At 62.6% G+C, this 20605-nt stretch carries 20 protein-coding genes; 8 read left to right on the top strand and 12 right to left on the bottom strand.

Annotated features, from left to right (window positions below):
- Positions 1-8: 8 nt before the first annotated feature.
- Positions 9-884 (top strand): pyridoxal kinase PdxY, encoded by an 876-nt coding sequence (pdxY, locus tag D0Y60_RS18005; RefSeq protein ID WP_117371349.1) that lies wholly within the window; start codon positions 9-11, stop codon positions 882-884.
- An 86-nt stretch (positions 885-970) separates the two neighbouring features.
- On the top strand, positions 971-1612 hold the full coding sequence (locus tag D0Y60_RS18010) for a carbonic anhydrase (RefSeq protein ID WP_117371350.1): 642 nt from the start codon (positions 971-973) through the stop codon (positions 1610-1612).
- A gap of 78 nt (positions 1613-1690) precedes the next feature.
- Here the strand turns inward: D0Y60_RS18010 and D0Y60_RS18015 are convergent, their stop codons facing one another.
- Both D0Y60_RS18015 and D0Y60_RS18020 read right to left on the bottom strand, forming a co-directional pair.
- Positions 1691-2512, bottom strand: coding sequence for a lytic transglycosylase domain-containing protein (locus D0Y60_RS18015; protein ID WP_117371395.1), 822 nt, complete (start codon positions 2510-2512; stop codon positions 1691-1693).
- 215 nt (positions 2513-2727) lie between these two features.
- A complete protein-coding gene (locus D0Y60_RS18020; RefSeq protein WP_117371351.1) occupies positions 2728-3762 on the bottom strand; it encodes an aspartate-semialdehyde dehydrogenase in 1035 nt (344 codons plus the stop codon).
- 491 nt (positions 3763-4253) lie between these two features.
- On the opposite strand from D0Y60_RS18020, the gene D0Y60_RS18025 reads away from it, so the two are divergent.
- Positions 4254-6143, top strand: a complete 1890-nt coding sequence (locus D0Y60_RS18025; RefSeq protein ID WP_117371352.1) for an MFS transporter — start codon at positions 4254-4256, stop codon at positions 6141-6143.
- Between the two features lie 63 nt (positions 6144-6206).
- Here the strand turns inward: D0Y60_RS18025 and D0Y60_RS18030 are convergent, their stop codons facing one another.
- The 5 genes from D0Y60_RS18030 to D0Y60_RS18050 form a co-directional block, all read right to left on the bottom strand.
- On the bottom strand, positions 6207-6899 hold the full coding sequence (locus D0Y60_RS18030; RefSeq protein ID WP_117371353.1) for a phosphatase PAP2 family protein: 693 nt from the start codon (positions 6897-6899) through the stop codon (positions 6207-6209).
- Positions 6900-7020: 121 nt separating this feature from the next.
- Complete coding sequence (gene leuB, locus D0Y60_RS18035) at positions 7021-8130, bottom strand: 3-isopropylmalate dehydrogenase (RefSeq protein ID WP_117371354.1); 1110 nt, start codon at positions 8128-8130, stop codon at positions 7021-7023.
- A gap of 108 nt (positions 8131-8238) precedes the next feature.
- A complete protein-coding gene (locus D0Y60_RS18040) occupies positions 8239-8619 on the bottom strand; it encodes a RidA family protein (protein WP_117371355.1) in 381 nt (126 codons plus the stop codon).
- Positions 8620-8623: 4 nt separating this feature from the next.
- Positions 8624-9229, bottom strand: coding sequence for a 3-isopropylmalate dehydratase small subunit (gene leuD, locus D0Y60_RS18045; RefSeq protein WP_117371356.1), 606 nt, complete (start codon positions 9227-9229; stop codon positions 8624-8626).
- Positions 9230-9381: 152 nt separating this feature from the next.
- The gene (locus D0Y60_RS18050; RefSeq protein WP_117371357.1) at positions 9382-9636 is read right to left on the bottom strand and encodes a hypothetical protein; all 255 of its coding nucleotides are present in this window, start codon (positions 9634-9636) and stop codon (positions 9382-9384) included.
- 108 nt (positions 9637-9744) lie between these two features.
- On the opposite strand from D0Y60_RS18050, the gene D0Y60_RS18055 reads away from it, so the two are divergent.
- Both D0Y60_RS18055 and D0Y60_RS18060 read left to right on the top strand, forming a co-directional pair.
- Positions 9745-10668, top strand: coding sequence for a CoA ester lyase (locus D0Y60_RS18055; protein WP_117371396.1), 924 nt, complete (start codon positions 9745-9747; stop codon positions 10666-10668).
- The gene (locus D0Y60_RS18060; protein ID WP_117371358.1) at positions 10665-10871 is read left to right on the top strand and encodes a DUF1737 domain-containing protein; all 207 of its coding nucleotides are present in this window, start codon (positions 10665-10667) and stop codon (positions 10869-10871) included. The genes D0Y60_RS18055 and D0Y60_RS18060 overlap by 4 nt, the downstream gene beginning before the upstream one ends.
- A 22-nt stretch (positions 10872-10893) precedes the next feature.
- Here the strand turns inward: D0Y60_RS18060 and D0Y60_RS18065 are convergent, their stop codons facing one another.
- Positions 10894-11328, bottom strand: coding sequence for a metallopeptidase family protein (locus D0Y60_RS18065; RefSeq protein ID WP_117371397.1), 435 nt, complete (start codon positions 11326-11328; stop codon positions 10894-10896).
- A 386-nt stretch (positions 11329-11714) separates the two neighbouring features.
- On the opposite strand from D0Y60_RS18065, the gene D0Y60_RS18070 reads away from it, so the two are divergent.
- The 3 genes from D0Y60_RS18070 (at position 11715) to D0Y60_RS18080 (ending at position 15861) form a co-directional block, all read left to right on the top strand.
- Positions 11715-12026: a (2Fe-2S)-binding protein gene (locus tag D0Y60_RS18070; RefSeq protein ID WP_117371359.1), complete on the top strand. Its 312-nt coding sequence runs from the start codon at positions 11715-11717 to the stop codon at positions 12024-12026.
- The gene (gene bfr / locus D0Y60_RS18075) at positions 11992-12477 is read left to right on the top strand and encodes a bacterioferritin (RefSeq protein WP_117371360.1); all 486 of its coding nucleotides are present in this window, start codon (positions 11992-11994) and stop codon (positions 12475-12477) included. Before D0Y60_RS18070 ends, bfr begins: the two co-directional genes overlap by 35 nt.
- A 414-nt stretch (positions 12478-12891) precedes the next feature.
- Positions 12892-15861, top strand: a complete 2970-nt coding sequence (locus D0Y60_RS18080; RefSeq protein ID WP_117371361.1) for a calcium-binding protein — start codon at positions 12892-12894, stop codon at positions 15859-15861.
- A 56-nt stretch (positions 15862-15917) separates the two neighbouring features.
- Here D0Y60_RS18080 and D0Y60_RS18085 read toward each other — a convergent pair whose 3' ends face one another.
- From D0Y60_RS18085 to D0Y60_RS18100, 4 genes are all read right to left on the bottom strand, one after another.
- Entirely contained in the window at positions 15918-16445 is a 528-nt protein-coding gene (locus D0Y60_RS18085; RefSeq protein ID WP_117371362.1) for an RNA pyrophosphohydrolase, read from the bottom strand.
- Positions 16446-16455: 10 nt separating this feature from the next.
- On the bottom strand, positions 16456-17658 hold the full coding sequence (locus tag D0Y60_RS18090; RefSeq protein WP_117371363.1) for a divergent polysaccharide deacetylase family protein: 1203 nt from the start codon (positions 17656-17658) through the stop codon (positions 16456-16458).
- A 73-nt stretch (positions 17659-17731) separates the two neighbouring features.
- On the bottom strand, positions 17732-19054 hold the full coding sequence (locus tag D0Y60_RS18095) for a S41 family peptidase (protein WP_117371364.1): 1323 nt from the start codon (positions 19052-19054) through the stop codon (positions 17732-17734).
- Positions 19044-20465 carry a murein hydrolase activator EnvC gene (locus D0Y60_RS18100; RefSeq protein WP_117371365.1) on the bottom strand — a complete coding sequence of 474 codons (1422 nt, stop codon included), beginning with the start codon at positions 20463-20465 and terminating at the stop codon, positions 19044-19046. Before D0Y60_RS18100 ends, D0Y60_RS18095 begins: the two co-directional genes overlap by 11 nt.
- Positions 20466-20605 lie beyond the last annotated feature (140 nt).

Raw genomic sequence — 20605 nt, forward strand, 5'->3', positions numbered from 1 at the left:
AGCCGGCTATGAGCGAGAGCGACAAGGGCACCGTCATCGTCATTTCGAGCCATGTGGTGCGCGGCACGGTGGGTAACCGGGCGGCCGTCTTTGCACTCGAAACGCTCGGTCACCCCGTCTGGGCCTTGCCGACGGTCATCCTGCCCTGGCATCCGGGCCATGGTCGCGCGACGCGGGTTACGATATCGGACGATGATTTCGACGCGATCATCTCCGACCTGATCGGCGCGCCCTGGCGCGGCGAGGTGAAGGCGGTGCTGTCTGGTTATCTCGGCAGCGCGGCGCAAGCGCGCTCCGTGGCGCGGCTGGTGGCAAGCCTGCGGGTCGACAATCCCGAGCTTCTTTATATGTGCGACCCCGTCTGCGGCGATGAACGCGGTCTCTACGTGCCGGAGGCGACGGCGGTGGCGATCCGCGACAGCCTGATCCCGCTCGCATCGATCGCCACACCGAACCGTTTCGAGCTCGCCTGGCTAGCCGGTGCGCCGCTGGAAACCAACAATGCCATCGTCGAGGCGGCCCTTTCGCTCGGCCCGGCCCGCATGCTGGTCACCTCCTCGCTGCCGTTGATGGCGGGCAGCACGGGCAATCTCTTTCTTTCCGGGCGCAGCGCGCTTCTGGCCGAGCACCGGCTGGTGGACAATCCGCCGAACGGCACGGGCGACCTGCTTGCCGCCGTCTTCCTGTCCCGGCTGATGGAAAATCTTCCCGAGGAGCGGGCGCTGATGCTGGCGACGGCGAGCGTCTTCGAGATCGTGGCGCGCACCGCCAAGCGCGGCGCGGACGAGCTGACGCTGGAGCAGGATGCCTCCAGCATTTCCACACCCATGGCCATGGTGCACATGCGCCGCCTCGTTCATCCGGCGCAGCCGCGCCGATCCTGACTTGCGTCCGGCACCGTCGAGTGGTTTATGCGGGAAACCGGATGGAGCCTCGTCCGGTGGACCGTATCACGGGGGTATTCCGACCTATGAACCGCTTTCCCGATCGTCTTCTGAATGGCTATCGCAATTTCATGTCCGGCCGCTACGCCGAACAATCCGCACGCTACCGGGCGCTGGCCGAGACCGGCCAGAAACCCAAAACCCTCGTCATTGCCTGTTGCGATTCCCGCGCGGCACCGGAGACGATCTTCGACAGCGGTCCGGGCGAACTGTTCGTCGTGCGCAACGTCGCCAACCTCGTGCCGCCCTATGAGCCGGATGGCCAGTTCCACGCGACCTCGGCAGCGCTGGAATTCGCGGTCCAGTCGCTGAAGGTCACCGATATCGTGGTGATGGGTCACGGCCGCTGTGGCGGCATCGCCGCGGCCCTTGATCCGGATGCCGAGCCGCTGTCGCCGGGCGATTTCATCGGCAAGTGGATGGGTATGCTGAAGCCCGTGGCCGAGCAGATCCAGAGTGCAGAAATCCTGACCCAGGGCGAACGCCAGCGCGCGCTCGAGCGCGTCTCGATCCGCAATTCCATCGCCAATCTCAGGACCTTCCCCTGCGTGCGCATTCTCGAGGAGAAGGGCCGCATGCAGCTGCACGGCGCCTGGTTCGATATCTCGACCGGCGAGCTCTGGATCATGGATGCTGCCACTGGCGACTTCAAACGTCCGAGCGCTTGAGCGTTCCGAACGACACGGCAATAAAAAGCCCGGCTTGGTCTCCCAAGCCGGGCTTTTTCAATTCCGGATGACCGGCGATCAGTCGCCGTCGATTTCCGCGCCGATGATGGCGATCGCGCGCTGGTAAACGCTCGCCGCGTTCCAGCCCTGCAGGGCGCCGAAATTGGCCTGGCCCGGCTGATAGCCGCCGCCGGCGCTCCAGCCGTGGCCGCGCAGAAAGTTGGCGGTGGAGGCAAGCGCGTCGGCCTTCGAGCCGACGAGGTCGATGCGACCGTTGCCGTCGCCGTCGACGCCGTATTTCAGGACGTTGGCCGGCAGGAACTGCGTCTGGCCGATTTCGCCATGGGCGGCGCCGCGCGCCGTGGTGCTGAGCGTGCCGTTCTGCACGAGCTGCAGGGCAGCGTAGAGCTGGTTGGTGAAGTACTCCGTGCGGCGGCAGTCATAGGCGAGCGTCGCGACGGCGGACAGCGTGTGCTCCTTGCCGAGGAAGCCGCCGAAGCCGGTTTCCATGCCCCAGATCGCGATCAGCGGGCCGGCCGGAACGCCGTAGCGGGCTTCGATGCGATCGAACAGGGCGGCGTTCTGCTTCTTCATGCTCTTGCCGCGGCTGATAATGGCCTTGCCGCCGCGCTTCTGCATGAACTGGTCGAGCGAGAGCTTGAAGCTCTTCTGGCCGCGGTCGGCACGGATCGTCGCCCTGGCATAGCTGACATTGGCGAAGGCCTTGTCGAGCGTCGAACGGCTGATGCCGCGACCGGCCGCCTCGTCCTTGAACGCCTCGACCCAGGCCGGAAAACCGCCTGCATCATTTCCGCACTTGGCGGCCTGAGCCGCTGCCGGTACCGCCGCCGTGGCGATCATTGCGGCCAGCACTTTGGCCACGCTCTTGATCATGCCCATGAAAAACCCCGTGATCTCGAAAATTCCGCTGCGGGAGCATGGCATGCTCCCCCTGTTCCTGTCATCGCACCTTGCCGTGAGCTTCGCTTGCAGCCTGGCTCAAAGCGAAGTCCCGATTGTTCTCAAACGGAACAACCGGGACTTTTATTTAAACTTGGTTAAGGGAACGTTGCCACATTTCACCGAAATGCCGAAAACGCATCCTTGCCAAGAAATTATGCAGCCTGCTTCTTCGCCTTGATCAGGCCGCGCGCGACGAGCAGCTCCGCGATCTGGATGGCGTTGAGGGCGGCACCCTTGCGCAGGTTGTCGGAGACGACCCACATGTTGAGGCCGTTTTCGACGGTCGCGTCCTCGCGGATGCGCGAGATGTAGGTGGCGTCTTCACCGGCCGATTCATAAGGCGTGATGTAGCCGCCGTTCTCATGCTTGTCGATGACCTGGCACCCCGGAGCTTCGCGCAGGATGTCGCGGGCCTCGTCCGCCGTGATCTCGTTTTCGAATTCGATGTTGACGGATTCGGAATGACCGATGAAGACGGGAACGCGCACGGCCGTGCAGGTCACCTTGATCTTCGGATCGAGCATCTTCTTGGTCTCGGCGAGAACCTTCCACTCTTCCTTCGTGTAGCCGTCTTCCATGAAACTATCGATGTGCGGGATGACGTTGAAGGCGATGCGCTTGGTGAACTTCTTCGATTCGACCGGATCGGCGACGAAGACGGCGCGGGTCTGCTGGAAGAGTTCGTCCATGCCTTCCTTGCCGGCGCCGGAAACCGACTGGTAGGTCGAGACGACGACGCGCTTGATCTTGGCGCGGTCATGCAGCGGCTTCAGCGCGACGACGAGCTGGGCGGTCGAGCAATTCGGGTTGGCGATGATGTTCTTGCGCGAGAACTGCGCGATGGCGTCCGGGTTCACTTCCGGAACGATCAGCGGAACGTCGGCGTCGTAGCGCCAGGCCGAGGAGTTGTCGATGACGACGCAGCCCTGCGCACCGATCTTCGGCGAGAACTTCTGCGAAACCGTGCCGCCAGCCGACATCAGGCAGATGTCCGTATCGGAGAAATCGTAGTTCTCGAGGTTCTGTACCTTCAGCGTCTTGTCGCCGAAGGAGACTTCGGTGCCCTGGGAGCGGGCGGAGGCGAGCGCCACGACTTCATCAGCCGGGAAACCACGCTCGGAAAGGATGTTCAGCATTTCCCGGCCGACATTGCCGGTCGCGCCGGCGACTGCGATCTTGAAACCCATGACTAAAGCTCTCTTTCTCTGTCTCTCCGCGGGTTTTGGAGGGAAACCCGCCGGCCATGAGCGCGGGTTTCTGTCCCCGGCCATACCGGGGAGAGAGCGGTGGCCAGAGACGTCAGACGGTTTTCGTCGTCGTTTTGGCCATTGTTTTGGAAATCGATACGCCATAGCGAACCCGTCCGGCGTTGAAGGCCGGAGCGATCATGCGGGCGATGGAAAGACCAAAGCGGTTCATGACGGTTCCCTTGCGTGGGTGCTGAATACGCTCATCTGCCGAAGAGTCAAGCCTTGCCTGCCCGTTTGGGCAAATCGCGGCCTCCCCTCGCCTTCGACTTAAGTCCTACACCGAAAGTCATAAGCCCAAAGCAGCGCTGATGCGGCGTTTCGTTTTCTGTCATCCTTCTATCAGGCGCACCCTGTCCGATGTTTTTAGGGAGAAACTCCGGACCTCATACGGGCTGCCTCGATACGCCGTTTTTGTGGAGGACAAACAAATGGCAAATGTTTCGACGGTGGGCAACGCCAAGTCGGCGCCCATGACAGGCGAGCAGAAGAAGGTGATCTTCGCCTCTTCTCTCGGCACCGTTTTCGAATGGTACGATTTCTATCTTTATGGTTCGCTGGCAATCTATATCGGCGCCACCTTCTTCAGCCAGTATCCGGAAACGACGCGCAACATCTTCGCGCTGCTCGCCTTCGCTGCCGGCTTTCTGGTACGCCCGTTCGGAGCGCTCGTCTTCGGCCGCCTCGGCGATCTCGTCGGCCGCAAATACACCTTCCTCGTCACCATTCTCATCATGGGCTTCTCGACCTTCGTCGTAGGCCTCCTGCCCGGTGCCGCCACCATCGGCATCGCCGCTCCGATCATCCTGATCCTGCTGCGCATGCTGCAGGGCCTGGCGCTCGGCGGTGAATATGGTGGTGCCGCGACCTATGTCGCCGAGCATGCGCCCGACGGCAAGCGCGGTTACTTCACCTCCTGGATCCAGACGACGGCGACGCTCGGCCTGTTCCTGTCGCTGGTGGTCATCCTCGCGGTGCAGTTCATCGTCGGCAAGGAAGCCTTTGCCGCCTGGGGCTGGCGCATTCCCTTCCTCGTATCGGTCGTCCTGCTCGGCGTTTCCGTCTGGATCCGTCTCAAGATGAACGAATCGCCTGCCTTCGCGAAGATGAAGGAAGAGGGCAAGGGCTCCAAGGCACCACTGACGGAAGCCTTCGGCCAGTGGCGCAACGCCAAGATCGCGCTGCTCGCGCTGTTCGGCGCCGTCGTCGGCCAGGCCGTCGTCTGGTATTCCGGCCAGTTCTATGCGCTGTTCTTCTTGACGGGCGTGCTGAAGGTCGATGGCCAGTCGGCCAATATCATGGTCGCCTGCTCCTTGCTTCTCGGCACCGGCTTCTTCGTCTTCTTCGGCTGGCTGTCCGACAAGATCGGCCGCAAGCCGATCATCATGGCTGGCCTGCTGCTTGCCATGCTGACCTACTTCCCGCTGTTCAAGGCGCTGACCTGGGCCGGCAATCCGGCACTTGCCACGGCACAGGATACGGTCCGCGCGACCGTCACTGCGGCCCCCGGCGATTGCAAGTTCCAGTTCAACCCGACGGGCACGGCGAAGTTTACCACCTCGTGCGATATCGCCACCGCGTTCCTCACCAAGAACTCTGTGCCCTATGATGTCGTCGCTACGGCGGCTGCTGGCACGGCGGCGACGGTGAAGGTCGGCGAACAGACGATCAACAGCTATGACGCAACGGCGGCCGGCGACCAGGCTAAGGCCCTCGATGCCGCCTTCCAGAAGCAGACCAACATGGCGCTGCACGATGCCGGCTATCCGCTGGTGCGGGGCGTCGCAAAGGTGCCGGACACGAAGCTTGATGCCTTCGTCGCCGCCAACCCGGAACTGAAGCTCGATGCAGCCGCCATCCGCGCTGGTGAAAAGGCAAGCATGCCTGCCGCCGACCTCGTCACGGCCAAGCTGCTGACCGCCGAGGAAGCCGCCGGCGTCACCGACATGGCCGTCTACTCGATTGCCGGCGGTGGTGCCTATACCATGGTCGCCGATCCCGCAGGCGTGAACTGGGTGACGATCATCGCCGTGCTGACCGTGCTCGTGATCTATGTCACGATGGTTTACGGCCCGATCGCTGCGCTTCTGGTCGAACTCTTCCCGACCCGCATCCGCTACACCGGCATGTCGCTGCCCTACCATATCGGCAACGGCTGGTTCGGCGGCCTTCTGCCGGCAACGGCATTCGCGATGAGCGCTGCCCAGGGCGATATCTACTACGGCCTGTGGTACCCGATCGTCTTCGCAGGCATCACGCTGGTCATCGGCCTTCTCTTCCTGCCGGAAACGAAGGACCGCGACATCCACGCCATGGATTGATCTCCCCCTTCCGACCGATCCTTGGCGGACCCGGCGCGTGGCGACACGCGCCGGGTTCTTCGTTTAGGGCCTTGGCAGCATGGATTTCGGCAATGGCCAGCCGCGCGCGTCGAAACGGAAGAGCCAGTCCCTGCGGGCGAAGACGAAGGCGGTGGCAATCGCCGTCCAGAGGCCGAGCAGCAGGCCGGCGGCGACATCGCTCGGATAATGCGCGCCGACGATGATGCGCGAGAGACCGATCGTCAGCGCGCCGAGCAGGAAGAGCGGCCGCAGGCGCGGCACCAGCATCGAGAAGGCGCCAAAAAAGGCGCCGACGGCGGCAGAATGGCCGGAGGGAAAGCTGGAATAGAGGTCGTCATAGGCGAAAGGCGTCAAGCTGTAGGCGCCGTATTCGGCAAAGAGTTCCGGCCGCGCCCGGCCGACGATCAGCTTGATGAGATGCACGAGCGTCGTGGTCGCGCCTGTCGTCACGAAGAAATACAGCGGCAGCCGCCACGCGGTTCGCGTCTTGCCGGTCAGCGTCTCGTTGCGGCTCACCCGGTGCACGACATAGGCGAGGATGACAAGCGTGCCCGAGCCGTAGATCATCCAGGCGAAGGTACCGAAATCGGTGATACGCTTGTTGAAGGCGACGATGGTGACCGGGAGGCCCTGCGCGCGCTGGGAAATCATCGGGTCGAAGGGAGCGAGCGCCAGGACGAGCACGACAGTGGCGGCGAGGATCCAGAGGGAGGAGGTCGCGAGCGATCGGTTCATGGGCATCCCTTGCAAATGGCGTCGCTTCCATGTGCTGGCGCAACGCGGCTTTTCAAGGGATGAACACGAAAAAGGCTCCCGGAGCGAAGCACCGGGAGCCTTTTCAGTGACGGATGTCGGTTCAGGCCGACAGTCTCTTGAAGACGGAGAGGATGGCATCGCCCATCTCGGTCGTGCCGACCTGGCGGCTGCCTTCCGACATGATGTCGCCAGTACGGATGCCGCTGTCGAGAACCTCGGCGATCGCCTTTTCGAGGTTATCGGCTTCTGCGACCATGTTGAACGAGTAGCGCAGGCACATGGCGAAGGAGGCGATCATGGCGATCGGGTTGGCGATGCCCTTGCCGGCAATGTCCGGCGCCGAGCCATGTACGGGCTCATAGAGCGCCTTGCGCTGGCCCTTGGCATCCGGCGCGCCGAGCGAGGCGGACGGCAGCATGCCCAGCGAGCCGGTCAGCATGGCGGCGACGTCGGAGAGCATGTCGCCGAACAGGTTGTCCGTTACGATCACGTCGAATTGCTTGGGAGCACGCACGAGCTGCATGCCGCCGGCGTCAGCCAGCATATGCTCCAGCTGCACGTCGGAGTAGGCGCGCTTGTGCGTTTCCGTCACGACCTGGTTCCACAGCACGCCCGACTTCATGACGTTGCGCTTTTCCATCGAGCAGACGCGGTTGCCGCGCGTGCGGGCGAGTTCGAAGGCGACGCCTGCGATACGTTCGATCTCGTAGGTGTCATAGACCTGCGTATCGATTCCGCGCTTCTGGCCGTTGCCGAGGTCGATGATCTCCTTCGGCTCGCCGAAGTAAACGCCGCCGGTCAGCTCGCGCACGATGAGGATGTCGAGGCCTTCGACCAGTTCCGGCTTCAGCGAGGACGCGTTGGCGAGCGCCGGGTAGCAGATCGCCGGGCGCAGGTTCGCGAAAAGCTTCAGGTCCTTGCGCAGGCGCAGCAGGCCGGCTTCCGGGCGCACTTCATAGGGGACGACATCCCACTTCGGGCCGCCGACGGCGCCGAACAGCACGGCATCGGCCGCCAGCGCCTTCTCCATATCGCCTTCCGAGATCGCCACGCCATGGGCGTCATAGGCCGAGCCGCCGACGAGGCCTTCGTCGGTCGTAAAGCCGGCGCCGAGTTCGGCGTTCATATAGGCGATGATCTTGCGGACTTCCGCCATGGCTTCCGGGCCGATGCCGTCGCCGGGCAGGAGGAGGAGGTTACGCGCTGTCATGAGATTGTCCCTAGTGTCACGGATTGGTCGCGCGCTTCTTAGCGCAACTTCCGTTCAAGGAAAATCGCCGCAACGAAAGAATTTTGCGCGCAGGCCTTGGCCTTTCGGCTAGGTCCGGCGCAGCGCCGTGACTTCGATTTCGATCAGCATTTCCGGCCGGATGAGGTCGCAGACGACCATGGTGGCCGCGGGGCGAATCGTGCCGAAGGTTTCGCCGAGGATCGGGAAAACACGATCGGCGAAGGTGGCGTCGGTCACGTAATAGTGGCAGCGCACGACGTCCTCGAAGGAAAAGCCGGCATCGACCAGAACCTTGCCGATGGTGGCAAGGCAATTGCGCGTCTGGTCCTCGACGCTATCGGGCATGGTCATCGTGGCGTAGTCGTAACCGGTCGTGCCGGAGACGAAGCACCAGTTGCCCTCGACGACGGCGCGCGAATAGCCCGCCGTCGCTTCAAAAGGAGAGCCGGACGAGATCAGCCGGCGCATTGCTTTATGCCCAGGGACGCGAGGACGCGTTCTGCTTCTCGAAGCTGTCGATCGCGGCTGCCTTTTCCAGCGTCAGGCCGATGTCGTCGAGGCCGTTCAGCAGGCAGTGGCGACGGAAGGCATCGATTTCGAAGCCGATGCGGCCGCCGTCGGGACCGGTGATTTCCTGGGCTTCCAGGTCGACGGTCAGGATAGCATTGGAGCCGCGGCTGGCGTCGTCCATCAGTTTATCGAGTTCGTCCTGGCTGACGACGATCGGCAAGATGCCGTTCTTGAAACAGTTGTTGTAGAAGATGTCGGCGAAGCTGGTGGAGATGACGCAGCGGATGCCGAAGTCGAGCAGCGCCCACGGCGCATGCTCACGCGACGAGCCGCAGCCGAAATTGTCGCCGGCGACGAGGATCGTGGCATTCTGGTAAGCCGGCTTGTTCAGCACGAAGCTTTCGTTAACGCTGCCATCTTCGTTGTAACGCGCTTCGGCGAACAGGCCCTTACCGAGGCCGGTGCGCTTGATCGTCTTGAGGTAGTCCTTCGGAATGATCATGTCCGTGTCGATATTGACGACGGGAAGCGGCGCGGCGACACCTGTCAGCTTGACGAACTTGTCCATGCGAAAACCCTCGAAATGCGGTGGTGAGATTTTGCCAAGCGTTTAGATCAGTTTTCCCGGAATTTGAAGGGAAATCTTGATCAAGGGCCGCAAAGGCAGAAGCCGGGCGCAGAAGAAGCGCCCGGATATCCCTTGTTGGGAGGAGACCTCGCTTAGAGGTCGATGATCGTCCCGCGACCGTCGTTCCAGATACGCGGCTCGCGCTGACCGGGGGCCGCGCGGTCGTTTCGTGCACGCGCCGTGGCGCGGACGGGTGCTGGCTGAAGCTTGCCCGCAAGCATGGAGCCGAGCATAAGCACGGCGGCGATGCCGGCGATGGCAAGTCCGATCGAGGCGGCGAACACGACGGTTGCGCCAGCGACCAGCATGGCGAAGACGGTGAAGAGGATGGAGCGGATACGCTGCATTTTGATTTGCCCTTTCTGCAAGAAGCAATGTGGGGGCCGATTTTGTTCATTGCAAGGCCGAATCTTTGGGCGCTTGCCGCCTGCGGCAAAGCGCGGCACAAAGAGCGCATGAACAGGACCCCGCACCACCATCCGCTTCGCCTGCGCCGTTCGGTGCTGAGCGTGCCTGCCATCAATGCCAAGGCGTTGGCCAAGTCCGCGACGCTCGATTGCGACGTCGTTCTCTTCGATCTCGAAGATTCCGTCCTGCCGGAAAAGAAGGCGGAGGCGCGGGCGGCGCTGATTTCGCATTTCGCCACGCTCGACCGCGTCCCTGGCCGCGAATATGTCATCCGCATCAACCCGCTCGACGGGCCGGATGGCGTGCTCGACCTCGAAGCGGTGCTGGATTGCATGCCCGACGCCGTGGTCCTGCCGAAGGTTTCCGAGCCGCAGGACGTGTTGACCGTTGCCGACTGGTTGTCCGAGGCGGGCGCCGATGACGACCGCGACTTTGGGCCGCGGCTCTGGGCGATGATCGAGACGGCCGCCGGCCTTCTCAACCTTTCCGCCATCGCCGAGACGGGCCGCACGGAGGGCGGTAGGCTCGATTGCCTCGTCGTCGGTCTCAACGATCTGCGCAAGCAAACTGGCATTGCCGACATTCCCGGCCGCCCCTATCTTACGCCTTTACTGCTTCAGGTGATCGTCGCTGCGCGGGCCTTCGGGCTCGACGTCGTCGATGCCGTCTTCAACGATTTTACTGATACCAGCGGTCTCGAGGCCGAATGCCGCCAGGGACGGCAGATGGGTTTCGACGGCAAGATGCTGATCCATCCCGCGCAGATCGACGTGGCAAACGCGGCCTATGGCGTGACCGAAGCCGAAACGGCCGAGGCTCTGGCCATCGTCGCGGCCTTCGCCGCGCCCGAAAATGCGGGCAAGGCTGTTGTCACCATCGCCGGCCGCATGGTCGAAAAGCTCCATGCCGACCAGGCGAGCCGTCTGCTCGCCAAGGTCGACCTGATCAACGAAAGAAAGAGAACTGCATGAAAGTCTATCGCTTCCTCACCGCCGTCGACGACGCCACCTTCTGCCACAAGGTGACGCTGGCGCTGAACAAGGGCTGGGAGCTGCACGGCTCGCCGACCTATGCCTACAATGTCGATGCCAAGGTCATGCAGTGCGGCCAGGCGGTTGTGAAGGACGTACCGGGCAAGGAATATACGCCCGATATCAAGCTCTCCGAGCAGTAAGTCGAAAACCGGTTGCGGCGGGTCAGCCCGCCGCGATTTCCGTGCTCGCCTCGATACGCTCCATATCGTCGTCCGACAGGCCGAAATGATGGCCGATCTCATGGATAAGGACATGGGTGATGATATCGCCGAGCGTTTCCTCGTTCTCCGCCCAGTAATCGAGGATTGGGCGGCGATAGAGGGTAATGCGGTTCGGCATCTCGCCGGTCTCGACCGTAAAACGTTCCGTAATTCCGCGTCCTTCAAACAGACCAAGCAGGTCGAAGGGCGTTTCGAGCGCCATGTCCTCGAAAACGTCGTCTGTCGGGAATTCGGCGATCTCGATGATGAGGTTGCCCGTCAGCGCACGGAACTCTTCGGGCAGGTGGCCATAGGACTCCAGCGCCAGCGATTCGAACGTGCTGATGGTCGGGGCATGGCGGTTACGCCAATCCTCGGTCTGGTCAATGCGGGCCATGGGCTCTCCTTTGCCCGTCATATAGACGATTTCCAAGGTTTTTCGAGGGTTCAATTTGCAGAGCGCGTGGCCGATAGCCCGAAAGCCGGCGGTCCGTCCGTCGATTCGAGTCTTCGGCCTTTCAGGAAGTTTTGTCGGATTCGCAAATCCGCACGGGAAAGCTGGAATTTGCAACAATTCGTGATCGGTCAGTTTGACGCAGCCATAGCTCATACTGGCCGGCGTCATCGAACTGTAAGTCGCTGAAAAGACGATGATTCTAATCAGGATTAGAACGACTCTAAATTATTGAGTCAGCAAGCCTGACCTGTTCATTCTTGACACTCAATATCCTCTTTTGCTTAATGCCGGAAACCCAGTGCTTTGCGTAAGACAGGCAAGACGATATGCTCGTTTGCAGCTGCAATTTCATCACCGACAAGGACATTGTCGACGTGGTCAACAGCCTTCTCGACGAAGACTGTTGGCAGCTGATCGTGCCTGCAAAGGTCTATCACGCGATGCAGAAGCGCGGACGCTGCTGCGGCTGTTTCCCCAATGTGGTCGATATCATCATCCGCACAACCGAGCAGTATCACGCCCGCCGTGACTCGACGGGCGACGAGATATTTGATTTCATGACCCGCCTCAAACAATTCCATGAAGAAAACAGGAGAGCGGATCTTGAAAGGCGACAAAAGGGTCATCGAGCAGCTTAACGAAGCGCTCTATCTCGAGCTGGGTGCTGTCAACCAGTACTGGCTGCATTTCCGCCTTCTCGAGGACTGGGGTTACACGCTTCTCGCCAAGAAGGAGCGTGCCGAGTCCATCGAAGAGATGCAGCACGCCGACAAGCTCGTCGCACGCATCATCTTCCTTGAAGGCCACCCGAACCTGCAGACGGTCGCACCGCTGCGCATCGGCCAGAACGTCAAGGAAGTCCTGGAAGCTGATCTCGCCGGCGAATACGACGCCCGCGCGGCTTACAAGAAGTCGCGCGACATCTGTCACGAGGCCGGCGACTACGTCACCATGAAGCTGTTCGAAGAACTGCTGATCGACGAAGAAGGCCATATCGACTTCCTCGAAACCCAGCTGGAACTGCTCGGCAAGCTCGGCGAGGAAAAGTACGGCCAGCTCAACGCGGCCCCGGCCAACGAAGCCGAATAAGGCACCCGGCCCTTTGCGGCCAACTCATTCCGATCGATGAAAACCCCGGCTTGTCCGGGGTTTTTTCGTTTTGGGCTGTCGGCTTTTCAGCCTGTTCCCCCGGGAACACGGGTGGTTCGCGCTGGCCCCGTACACCCCTTGTCAGTTCCCGGGGGAACAGGGGCGTGACTTTTTTTGCACAATATAGCCGGCAAGAACGCGTGCAGTCCGCAGCGTTCGACTGAACAGACGACGCCGGTCCCGGCTCGAAAGATGCAAAAAATCGCAACTTGACGTTGCTCTAGGGTCCGCTTAGCCATTTGAGGCCTGGGCGCTTGGCCAGGCATCTTTTCAGGCCCTGATGTTCTCCGAGGCAATTTCGGATGAGATCGAAGTGGCCGGCGCATGTCCAGAACACAAGATCAGGAGGCCCGGATGGGTATGGTAATGGGTACGGATGGCGTCGACAATCTGCTCGGCAGCGATCTCGAAGACGATATGATCATGGCGCTCGGCGGCGCCGACAAGATCAACGGCGGCATGGGTGCCGACCAGATCCTGGGCGGTGCCGGGGATGATACGGCCAATGGTTCCTTCCAGAACGACTATCTCATGGGGGACGAGGGCGCCGACAAGCTCTATGGCGACAGCGGTGACGACATCATCGATGGCGGCGCGGGGGCCGACAAGCTCTATGGCGGCTCCGGTCGCGACATGCTGATGGTGAACAGGCTGCAGACGGCGGCGGGCGACGTCGTCGACGGCGGCTCGGGCACCGACCGGCTGATCATCGACTATTCCGACCAGACGACCGGCCTCAACATCACGATCAAGGACTGGATCGCACCCCAGATTTTGACGGGCAATGTCAGCACCCTGAATGTCGAGAGCTTCCAGATCACGGGAACCGATCTTGCCGACCGCATCACCGGCGGCAACTATTCTGACATGCTGACGGGTGGTCGCGGTAACGACATCCTATCCGGCGGCCGCGGCTTCGACATGCTGATGGGCGACGAGGGCAAGGATACGCTGCGCGGGGGCTATGGCACCGACTACCTGACGGGTGGCGCGGACGATGACCTTCTTTATGGCGACCAGGGCGGCGATCTTCTCTACGGCGGCGACGGCAGCGACACCGTTTATGGCGGCGATGGCATGGATCTCATCTACGGCGAAGCCGGCGATGACAAGCTCTATGGCGATGCGGGCGACGACATGATCGACGGCGGGGCCGGCAACGACATCATCAATGGCGGCTCCGGCAACGACACGGTCACCTACAAGTATGGTGAGGGTAAGGACACCATCACCGACACGAGCGGCAGCGACCGCCTGGTGCTTGATGCCTTTACCGGCAATTTCGCCGCCAAGGCGGCAACCGTCGTCAACACGATCGGCGGCGGCACGACCATCTCGGGCTTCGAGCACTATACGATCAACGCGACCGGAACCGGCGCCAACACGATCACGACGCTTGCGGGCAATGATGTCATCAATTCCGGGGCTGGCAACGACATTGTCAATGCCGGTGATGGAAGCAACCGCGTGGATGCCGGCCTCGGCAAGGACAAGGTCGTCACGGGCACCGGGTCCGACTATGTGCTGCTCGGTGACGGCGGCGCCGATACGGCCGATGGCGGCGCCGGCAACGACACCGTCGCCGTCGACCGCAAGACGGCCACGGCTGCCCTCACATTCGAAGGGACGGGCGCCTCCGCCAAGATCAGTGACGGGACGACGCTGAAGAACTTCGAAACGATCGAGGTATCCTTTGGTTCGGGCGATGACGTTGTAAAATCGGTCGGCTCGGCCGGCAGCGTGCGCTTCTATGGTTTTGCCGGCAATGACACGCTGATCGGCACGGCAGGTTCCGACGTGCTCGATGGCGGCGCCGGCAATGACAAGCTGACATCGGGCGCGGGCAACGACAGCCTGTACGATAAGGGCGGCACCAACACGATCAATGCCGGCGACGGCAATGACGTTGTGCGGGTCGGCGACCTCGGTTCCTCGATCGGCCATAACACAGTCGATCTCGGCGCGGGCAATGACAGCTTCTATCGCACGGCCTCCACCGGCAAGCTGACGCTCAACGGCGGCACGGGCACGGACTTCGCCTCCATCGACTTCAGCAAATATTCGTCGGGCATCACCTTCAAGGTCGCGCCGAGTGTCGTCGTCGCCGGCACGCCGGTTACGGTGAACAGCATCGAGCGCGTCGCGCTTTACGGCGGGGCGGGCAATGACGTCTTTACCGGCGGTGCGCTGAACGACGAGCTGCGTGGCGGTGCCGGCACCGATACGCTGACGGGTGGTGCGGGCAACGACATCCTTTCGGGCGATGCCGGCAACGACACGCTGCGCGGCGGCGACGGCAACGACACGCTCTATGGCGACGGTCTGAACAAGACCGGCGGGCGCGACAAGCTTTATGGCGAGGCGGGCAACGACACCGTCTATGCCGGCATCGGCGATACCGCCGACGGTGGCACCGGTACCGACACGCTCGATCTCGATGTTGCCGAGCAGACGAAAGACATCACCTTCACATTCACCACCGGCAAGGTGACAGTCGACGCCACCACCAACTTCAACGCCTTCGAGGCGCTCGTCTATGACGGCTCCAAGGGCAAGGATACGGTCACCGGCGGCAGCCTCAACGACAAGCTGTTCGGCAATGCTGGCAACGACGTGCTGCATGGTGCGGCCGGCAATGACTGGCTGGAAGACGGCGCGGGAAGCGATCAGTTGTTCGGCGATGCCGGTAACGACACGCTCGTTCGCACCGAATTCACCGGCAAGGATGTCTTCGACGGCGGTAGCGGCACGGATACGCTGATGTTCGACGACGGACCGACTTCCGTCGTGCTCGATCTCGAGAACCAGGCTAAAAACAAGGGTCTCGCTCTCGGCCTGACCGTCAAGGGTTTCGAAATCATTCACGGCAGCAGCGCAGATGACGACATCCGGGGCGATGCCGGCAACAACACGCTCTATGGCGGCGGCGCTGACGACGTTCTGCAGGGGCGTGGCGGCAATGATGTGCTGGTCGGCGGCGCAGGCGACGACTGGCTGACCGGCGGTACCGGCAACGACCAGTTCGTCTTCAACCTTGAAGGCCGGGACGGCGAGGGTGACGTCATCACCGACTTCACCCGTGGCCAGGACAAGCTGATGATCGACCGCAGCGACTATGGCATCGCGGCCGGTGATGCGACCGTGACGCTGGTCGTCGGTGCCGATCCGGTGGCGACCTCGAGCAAGGGCACATTCCTGTTCGAGAGCGACAATGGCCGCCTGTGGTTCGACGCCGACGGCAAGGGCTCTGATGCGGATCTCGAGCTGGTCGCCACGCTGCAAGGCATCAAGACGCTTTCGACGAGCGACTTCGGCTTCCTTTGACCCCTTCGGACCAAAGAAAAACCCTCCCCGGCTTCTCCGGGGAGGGTTTTTTGCATTCAGGGTGCCAGATGAGCGAAGGCGGCGACGACCTCTTCATAGACCTTGCGCTTGAAGGGCACGATCAGCTCGGGCAGTTCCCGCATCGGCTTCCAGCCCCATTCGTCGAATTCCGGCTCGTGCCCGCCCGGTGGTGGGTTGATGGCGATCTCGCTTTCGGCGCCTTCGAAGCGGAAGGCGTACCAGCGCTGCGTCTGACCGCGGAATTTTCCCTTGAGGCCAATGCCGATCAGGTGTTCCGGCAGGTCGTAATTGATCCAGCGCCCGGCATCGGCGAGAAGCGAGACGCTCTTCATGCCGGTTTCCTCGTAGAGCTCACGATAGGCGGCTTCCAGCGGATCCTCGCCCTTGTCGATGCCGCCCTGCGGCATCTGCCAGAGCTGCGGCGAGCCGTCATATTCGGAATTGCCGATGGCGATGCGCCGGCCGGCCCAGACTTTGTTGTCGGTGTTCAGCACCATGATGCCGACGCAGGGGCGATAGGGCAGATCCTCGGCCCTGATCACCCTGTCCTTGTCCTTGCCCATCGAATTGTTCCTATTGTTTGGCGGGGATATCCGCGAGAGAGGCGACACCGACGATCTCAATACCGCGGCCGCCTGCTTCCTCGCACCATTCGCGGATGGCGTCGACACTCTCGTCGAAGGCCGAGGCGATGCCGATGGCCGTGCCGTTGCGCCGCGCGATGCGCTCCAGCTCGTCGAGCTTCTTCAGCACCGATTCGCGCGACAGGTCGGCGTCGAGCTGGAGATCGGCAAAGGCATGCGGCGCCTCGACAGCGCCGGCAATCGTGCCGGACAACGACTGCGCCGAACTGCCGTCGTCAAGGAAAAGCAGGCCGCGGCTGGCGACATCGCGCATGACCGGCTCCAGCGCGTCCGCATCGGAGAGGAAGCGCCCGCCCATGAAGTTCACGATGCCGGTATAGTTGGTGGTCTTCGCCATGGCGCGGTGCAACTCGGCAAGGTTCTTGGCGTCGCCGAGATCGGTGCGCAGCGTGTGCGGGCCGGGGTCGTTCTCCGGATAGTCGAAGGGTTCGAAAGGCACCTGCAGCAGGATTTCGTGGCCGTCGCGGCGGGCTTCCTGCATCCAGCGCGGCAGGCTGTTGCCGCTGGCGGCAAAGGCGAGCGTCACTTCGCCGGGCAGTTCGCGGATGGCGCGCTGTGTGCCCGTCTGGCTGAGACCAAGGCCGCCGACGACGATGGCGATGCGCGTGCCGCGCGCGCCCGACCAGGGCCGGGCGTATTGATCCATCGGCCGCGTGCCGTCGAGGCCGATCACAGGGATCTTGCCGTCGGATGTATCCTCCAGCAGGTCCTCGTTCGGGAAGGCGGCCGTGCGTGAATCCTGGCCGACACCGCCGGCCTCGATGATCAGCGGACCGGACCCTGTACGCCCACCGGGCTTGTAGGTACGCACGACATTGCCGTCATCGGTCAGCGTTTCCTCGACGCGCGCGCCCGAAAGGCCCGATGTGCGGGGCACGCGCTCTTTGGCGACGGCGACCTTCTGGTCGGCCTTGTCTGTGGTCTGGTTTTTGCCGGCGGCTTCTTCCGCGGGTGCGGGCAGCGGCGTTGTGATGAGGCCGCTCGGCGCCATGGCCGTCCAGGCGGAAAAGCCGAGAAGGCCGGCAACGCTGAGGGCAAACACGACCGTACCGGCAGAGAACCGTGACGGTCCCGCCGGTTGCGGCCTTGCCTTGCGGTCCTGGCCGAGCGGTGCGTGAATGTCTGTGCCCAAGGTCAGTCCGCGCTGGCCGAAGCTCTATATAGAACATCCGGGCCCGTGCGGTGACGGGCCCGGATGCAGAGGATTAGTTCTTCAGCTCGGCCTTTTCCGGATTGGCCGGAAACGCCTTGTCGGTCTTCTGGCCGCGCAGCAGTTCCAGCGCGTACTGAAGCTGCACGTCGTCCTTGGCTTCCGGCGGCACATAAGCCGAAGAACCGGAGCCCTGGTCCGTCTCGCTCTGGCCCTGGATATGACCGCGCAGGCTGGATTCACCCGCGGTTTCCAGCTTGCCCTGCAGATCGGCCGGTAGCGGCTGTTCGACCGTGATGTCAGGCGTGATGCCAGTACCCTGGATCGATTTGCCCGACGGCGTGTAGTAGAGCGCGGTCGTCAGGCGCAGCGCACCGGCGTCGCCCATCGGAATAATGGTCTGGACCGATCCCTTGCCGAAGGAGCGCGTACCGAGCACGGTGGCGCGGCGCAGATCCTGCAGTGCGCCTGCGACGATCTCCGAAGCCGAAGCGGAGCCGCCGTTGACGAGCACGATGACCGGCTTGCCGTCAGTGTCGTCGCCCGGCGTCGCGTTGAAGCGGCGGGTTTCGTCCTCGTTGCGACCGCGGGTCGAAACGACCTCGCCGCGCTCGAGGAAAGCGTCGGAAACGTTGATCGCCTGGTCGAGAAGACCGCCCGGATTGAGACGCAGGTCGAGGACGTAGCCCTTCAGCTTGTCTTCCGGCACTTCCTTCTTGATCTTGGTGATCGCGGCTTCCAGGTCGTCATAGGTCTTTTCCGTGAAGGAAATGACGCGCAGATACCCGACATCGCCTTCGACGCGCGACTTCACCGCACGGACAGCGATGATGTCGCGCATGATGGTGAGTTCGATCGGCTTGTCGGCGCCCTTGCGAATCAGCGTCAGCTTGATCGGCGTGTTGACGGCGCCCCGCATCTTCTCGACGGCTTCTTCCAGCTTCAGGCCGCGGACATCAGCACCGTCGATCTTCGAGATGAAGTCACCGGCAAGAACGCCGGCACGGGCGGCCGGCGTGTCGTCGATCGGCGTGATGACCTTGACGAGCTCGTCTTCCATCGTGACTTCGATGCCGAGACCGCCGAATTCACCGCGCGTCTGGGTGCGCATGTCTTCGGCGTCCTTGGCATTCATGTAGGAGGAATGCGGGTCGAGCGAGGAGAGCATGCCGTTGATGGCGCTCTCGATCAGCTGGTCTTCCTTCGGTGGCGTCACATATTGCGCGCGCACACGCTCGAACACGTCGCCGAAGATGGACAGCTCGCGATACGTCGACGAGCCGGCGGCTTCGGCGGGCAGCGTTGCCGTGTTGATGACGCTCATGGCCGTCGCACCCATGAGTGCACCGACGAGAACGAGTGAAGCCCTACGAATCATTGCGTGCCTTTCCAGAATATTTGGCGGACCACCACGGCTGGGAATCAACCGGTTTTCCGTTCTTTCGGAATTCAATGTAAAGTGTCGGCTTGTCTGTTTCCAGCGTCAAAGCATTGACACTCGCAACCCTTTTTTCACCCATCACGGCGAGCGGTTCACCCGCCACGACGAACTGACCCTCGCGCACATTCACCTTGTCCATGCCCGAGAGAACCAGGTGATAACCTCCGCCGGCATTCAGGATGATCATGCGCCCATAACTGCGAAACGTTCCGGCAAAGACGATCCATCCATCCGACGGAGCCGTGACGAGGGCACCCGCACTGGTCGCCAGCGTCACGCCCTGCGAATCATGTCCGGTACCGTCCGCTTCGCCAAACCGGCGCAGCACGTCCCCGGCCACGGGATAGTCGAGTTTTGCCTGCAATTCCTGAAATTCGTATGCGGGAGCAATGCGGTTTTTGTCGGGCACGCTGTCGCGGGCCAAGGCGCGTGCCTTCTCGCGTTCGGCGTCCGACTGGTTGCGCCGCGCCTCTTCCTGCGACTTGGCGAGCGCTGCCGCATCGCGCACCGAACCTATCTCCTGCTCGAGGCTGCCGATCAGGCCCTCGAGGCTCGAGGCACGCGCCGCGAGCTCTTCGGCGCGGCGGCGCTCGGCGGCGAGCGTCCGGTTGTTGGTCGTGGCCAGAGCCTCGTTCTCCGCTATCAAGAGTTCGGAGCGCTTCTCCTCCTCAAGCCGCAGCTGCATGGCATCCGTCAGTTCCGTGTGCTCGCGGTCGATGTCGCTCTTGATGTCCATCAATGCGGAGAGATCGTCGATGAGCCCGTCGGTCTCCTTGCGGATGCCGGGCACAACGGCCCCGAGCAGGATGGCGCTGCGTACCGAGGCGAGCGCATCATCGGGCGTCACCAGCAGCGCCGGCGGCGGGTTGCGGCCCATGCGCTGAAGCGCAGCGAGCACTTCGGCGAGCAGGCCGCGGCGATCGTGCAGCGAGGCGCGCACGCCTGCCTCCCGCTCGCGCATGCCTTCCAGCCGCTTTTCGCCGGCCAGAATCTTCTCTTCCATGTCCTTGCGCATCGCCGCGGATTTAACGATTTCGTCGCGCAGCGTCTGGCGCGACTTGTCGAGCTTGGCGATTTCGGCTTCCAGCGCCTTGGTCTTCTCGTCGGAAACGGTGATCGACTGGGAGAGCGTTTCCAGCTCGCGGCGCGTGCTGTCACGGCGCAGCGAGAGGGCCGCGGCGGGATCGACCTCGGCCTTCGGCAGGGAACCGGTCGTGACCGTCGCCTCGTTGGGCTCGGCGGCAACGGGAGAAGACAGGAGGACAAACGATAGCGCAGCCGAAAGCAGCGCCAGCCGCAGCAGGCGGCTGACGTCTCCACCGGGATAGGCTTTGCCGGTTTTCGTCATCGTTTCCCAAAAATCTGTTCTGACCGCTCTAAGCTGATTTGGCGCTTTCGCCAAGAAAACCTGCGACCTGAAGATCCCTTGGACAGAAGAGCGCCGAAAATACGGCCTCTGCCATCCTGAACCCCTGCCATTCTGAACCA

The sequence above is a fragment of the Shinella sp. WSJ-2 genome, assembly GCF_003432075.1.
In the GTDB taxonomy this organism is placed as follows: Bacteria; Pseudomonadota; Alphaproteobacteria; order Rhizobiales; family Rhizobiaceae; genus Shinella.

Excerpts from the sequence above, each read along its gene's own strand:
- pdxY (WP_117371349.1), top strand. The coding sequence starts at position 9 with ATGAGCGAGAGCGACAAGGGCACCGTCATCGTCATTTCGAGCCATGTG.
- D0Y60_RS18010 (WP_117371350.1), top strand. The coding sequence starts at position 971 with ATGAACCGCTTTCCCGATCGTCTTCTGAATGGCTATCGCAATTTCATG.
- D0Y60_RS18015 (WP_117371395.1), bottom strand. The coding sequence starts at position 2,512 with ATGGGCATGATCAAGAGCGTGGCCAAAGTGCTGGCCGCAATGATCGCC.
- D0Y60_RS18020 (WP_117371351.1), bottom strand. The coding sequence starts at position 3,762 with ATGGGTTTCAAGATCGCAGTCGCCGGCGCGACCGGCAATGTCGGCCGG.
- D0Y60_RS18025 (WP_117371352.1), top strand. The coding sequence starts at position 4,254 with ATGGCAAATGTTTCGACGGTGGGCAACGCCAAGTCGGCGCCCATGACA.
- D0Y60_RS18030 (WP_117371353.1), bottom strand. The coding sequence starts at position 6,899 with ATGAACCGATCGCTCGCGACCTCCTCCCTCTGGATCCTCGCCGCCACT.
- leuB (WP_117371354.1), bottom strand. The coding sequence starts at position 8,130 with ATGACAGCGCGTAACCTCCTCCTCCTGCCCGGCGACGGCATCGGCCCG.
- D0Y60_RS18040 (WP_117371355.1), bottom strand. The coding sequence starts at position 8,619 with ATGCGCCGGCTGATCTCGTCCGGCTCTCCTTTTGAAGCGACGGCGGGC.
- leuD (WP_117371356.1), bottom strand. The coding sequence starts at position 9,229 with ATGGACAAGTTCGTCAAGCTGACAGGTGTCGCCGCGCCGCTTCCCGTC.
- D0Y60_RS18050 (WP_117371357.1), bottom strand. The coding sequence starts at position 9,636 with ATGCAGCGTATCCGCTCCATCCTCTTCACCGTCTTCGCCATGCTGGTC.
- D0Y60_RS18055 (WP_117371396.1), top strand. The coding sequence starts at position 9,745 with ATGAACAGGACCCCGCACCACCATCCGCTTCGCCTGCGCCGTTCGGTG.
- D0Y60_RS18060 (WP_117371358.1), top strand. The coding sequence starts at position 10,665 with ATGAAAGTCTATCGCTTCCTCACCGCCGTCGACGACGCCACCTTCTGC.
- D0Y60_RS18065 (WP_117371397.1), bottom strand. The coding sequence starts at position 11,328 with ATGGCCCGCATTGACCAGACCGAGGATTGGCGTAACCGCCATGCCCCG.
- D0Y60_RS18070 (WP_117371359.1), top strand. The coding sequence starts at position 11,715 with ATGCTCGTTTGCAGCTGCAATTTCATCACCGACAAGGACATTGTCGAC.
- D0Y60_RS18080 (WP_117371361.1), top strand. The coding sequence starts at position 12,892 with ATGGGTATGGTAATGGGTACGGATGGCGTCGACAATCTGCTCGGCAGC.
- D0Y60_RS18085 (WP_117371362.1), bottom strand. The coding sequence starts at position 16,445 with ATGGGCAAGGACAAGGACAGGGTGATCAGGGCCGAGGATCTGCCCTAT.
- D0Y60_RS18095 (WP_117371364.1), bottom strand. The coding sequence starts at position 19,054 with ATGATTCGTAGGGCTTCACTCGTTCTCGTCGGTGCACTCATGGGTGCG.
- D0Y60_RS18100 (WP_117371365.1), bottom strand. The coding sequence starts at position 20,465 with ATGACGAAAACCGGCAAAGCCTATCCCGGTGGAGACGTCAGCCGCCTG.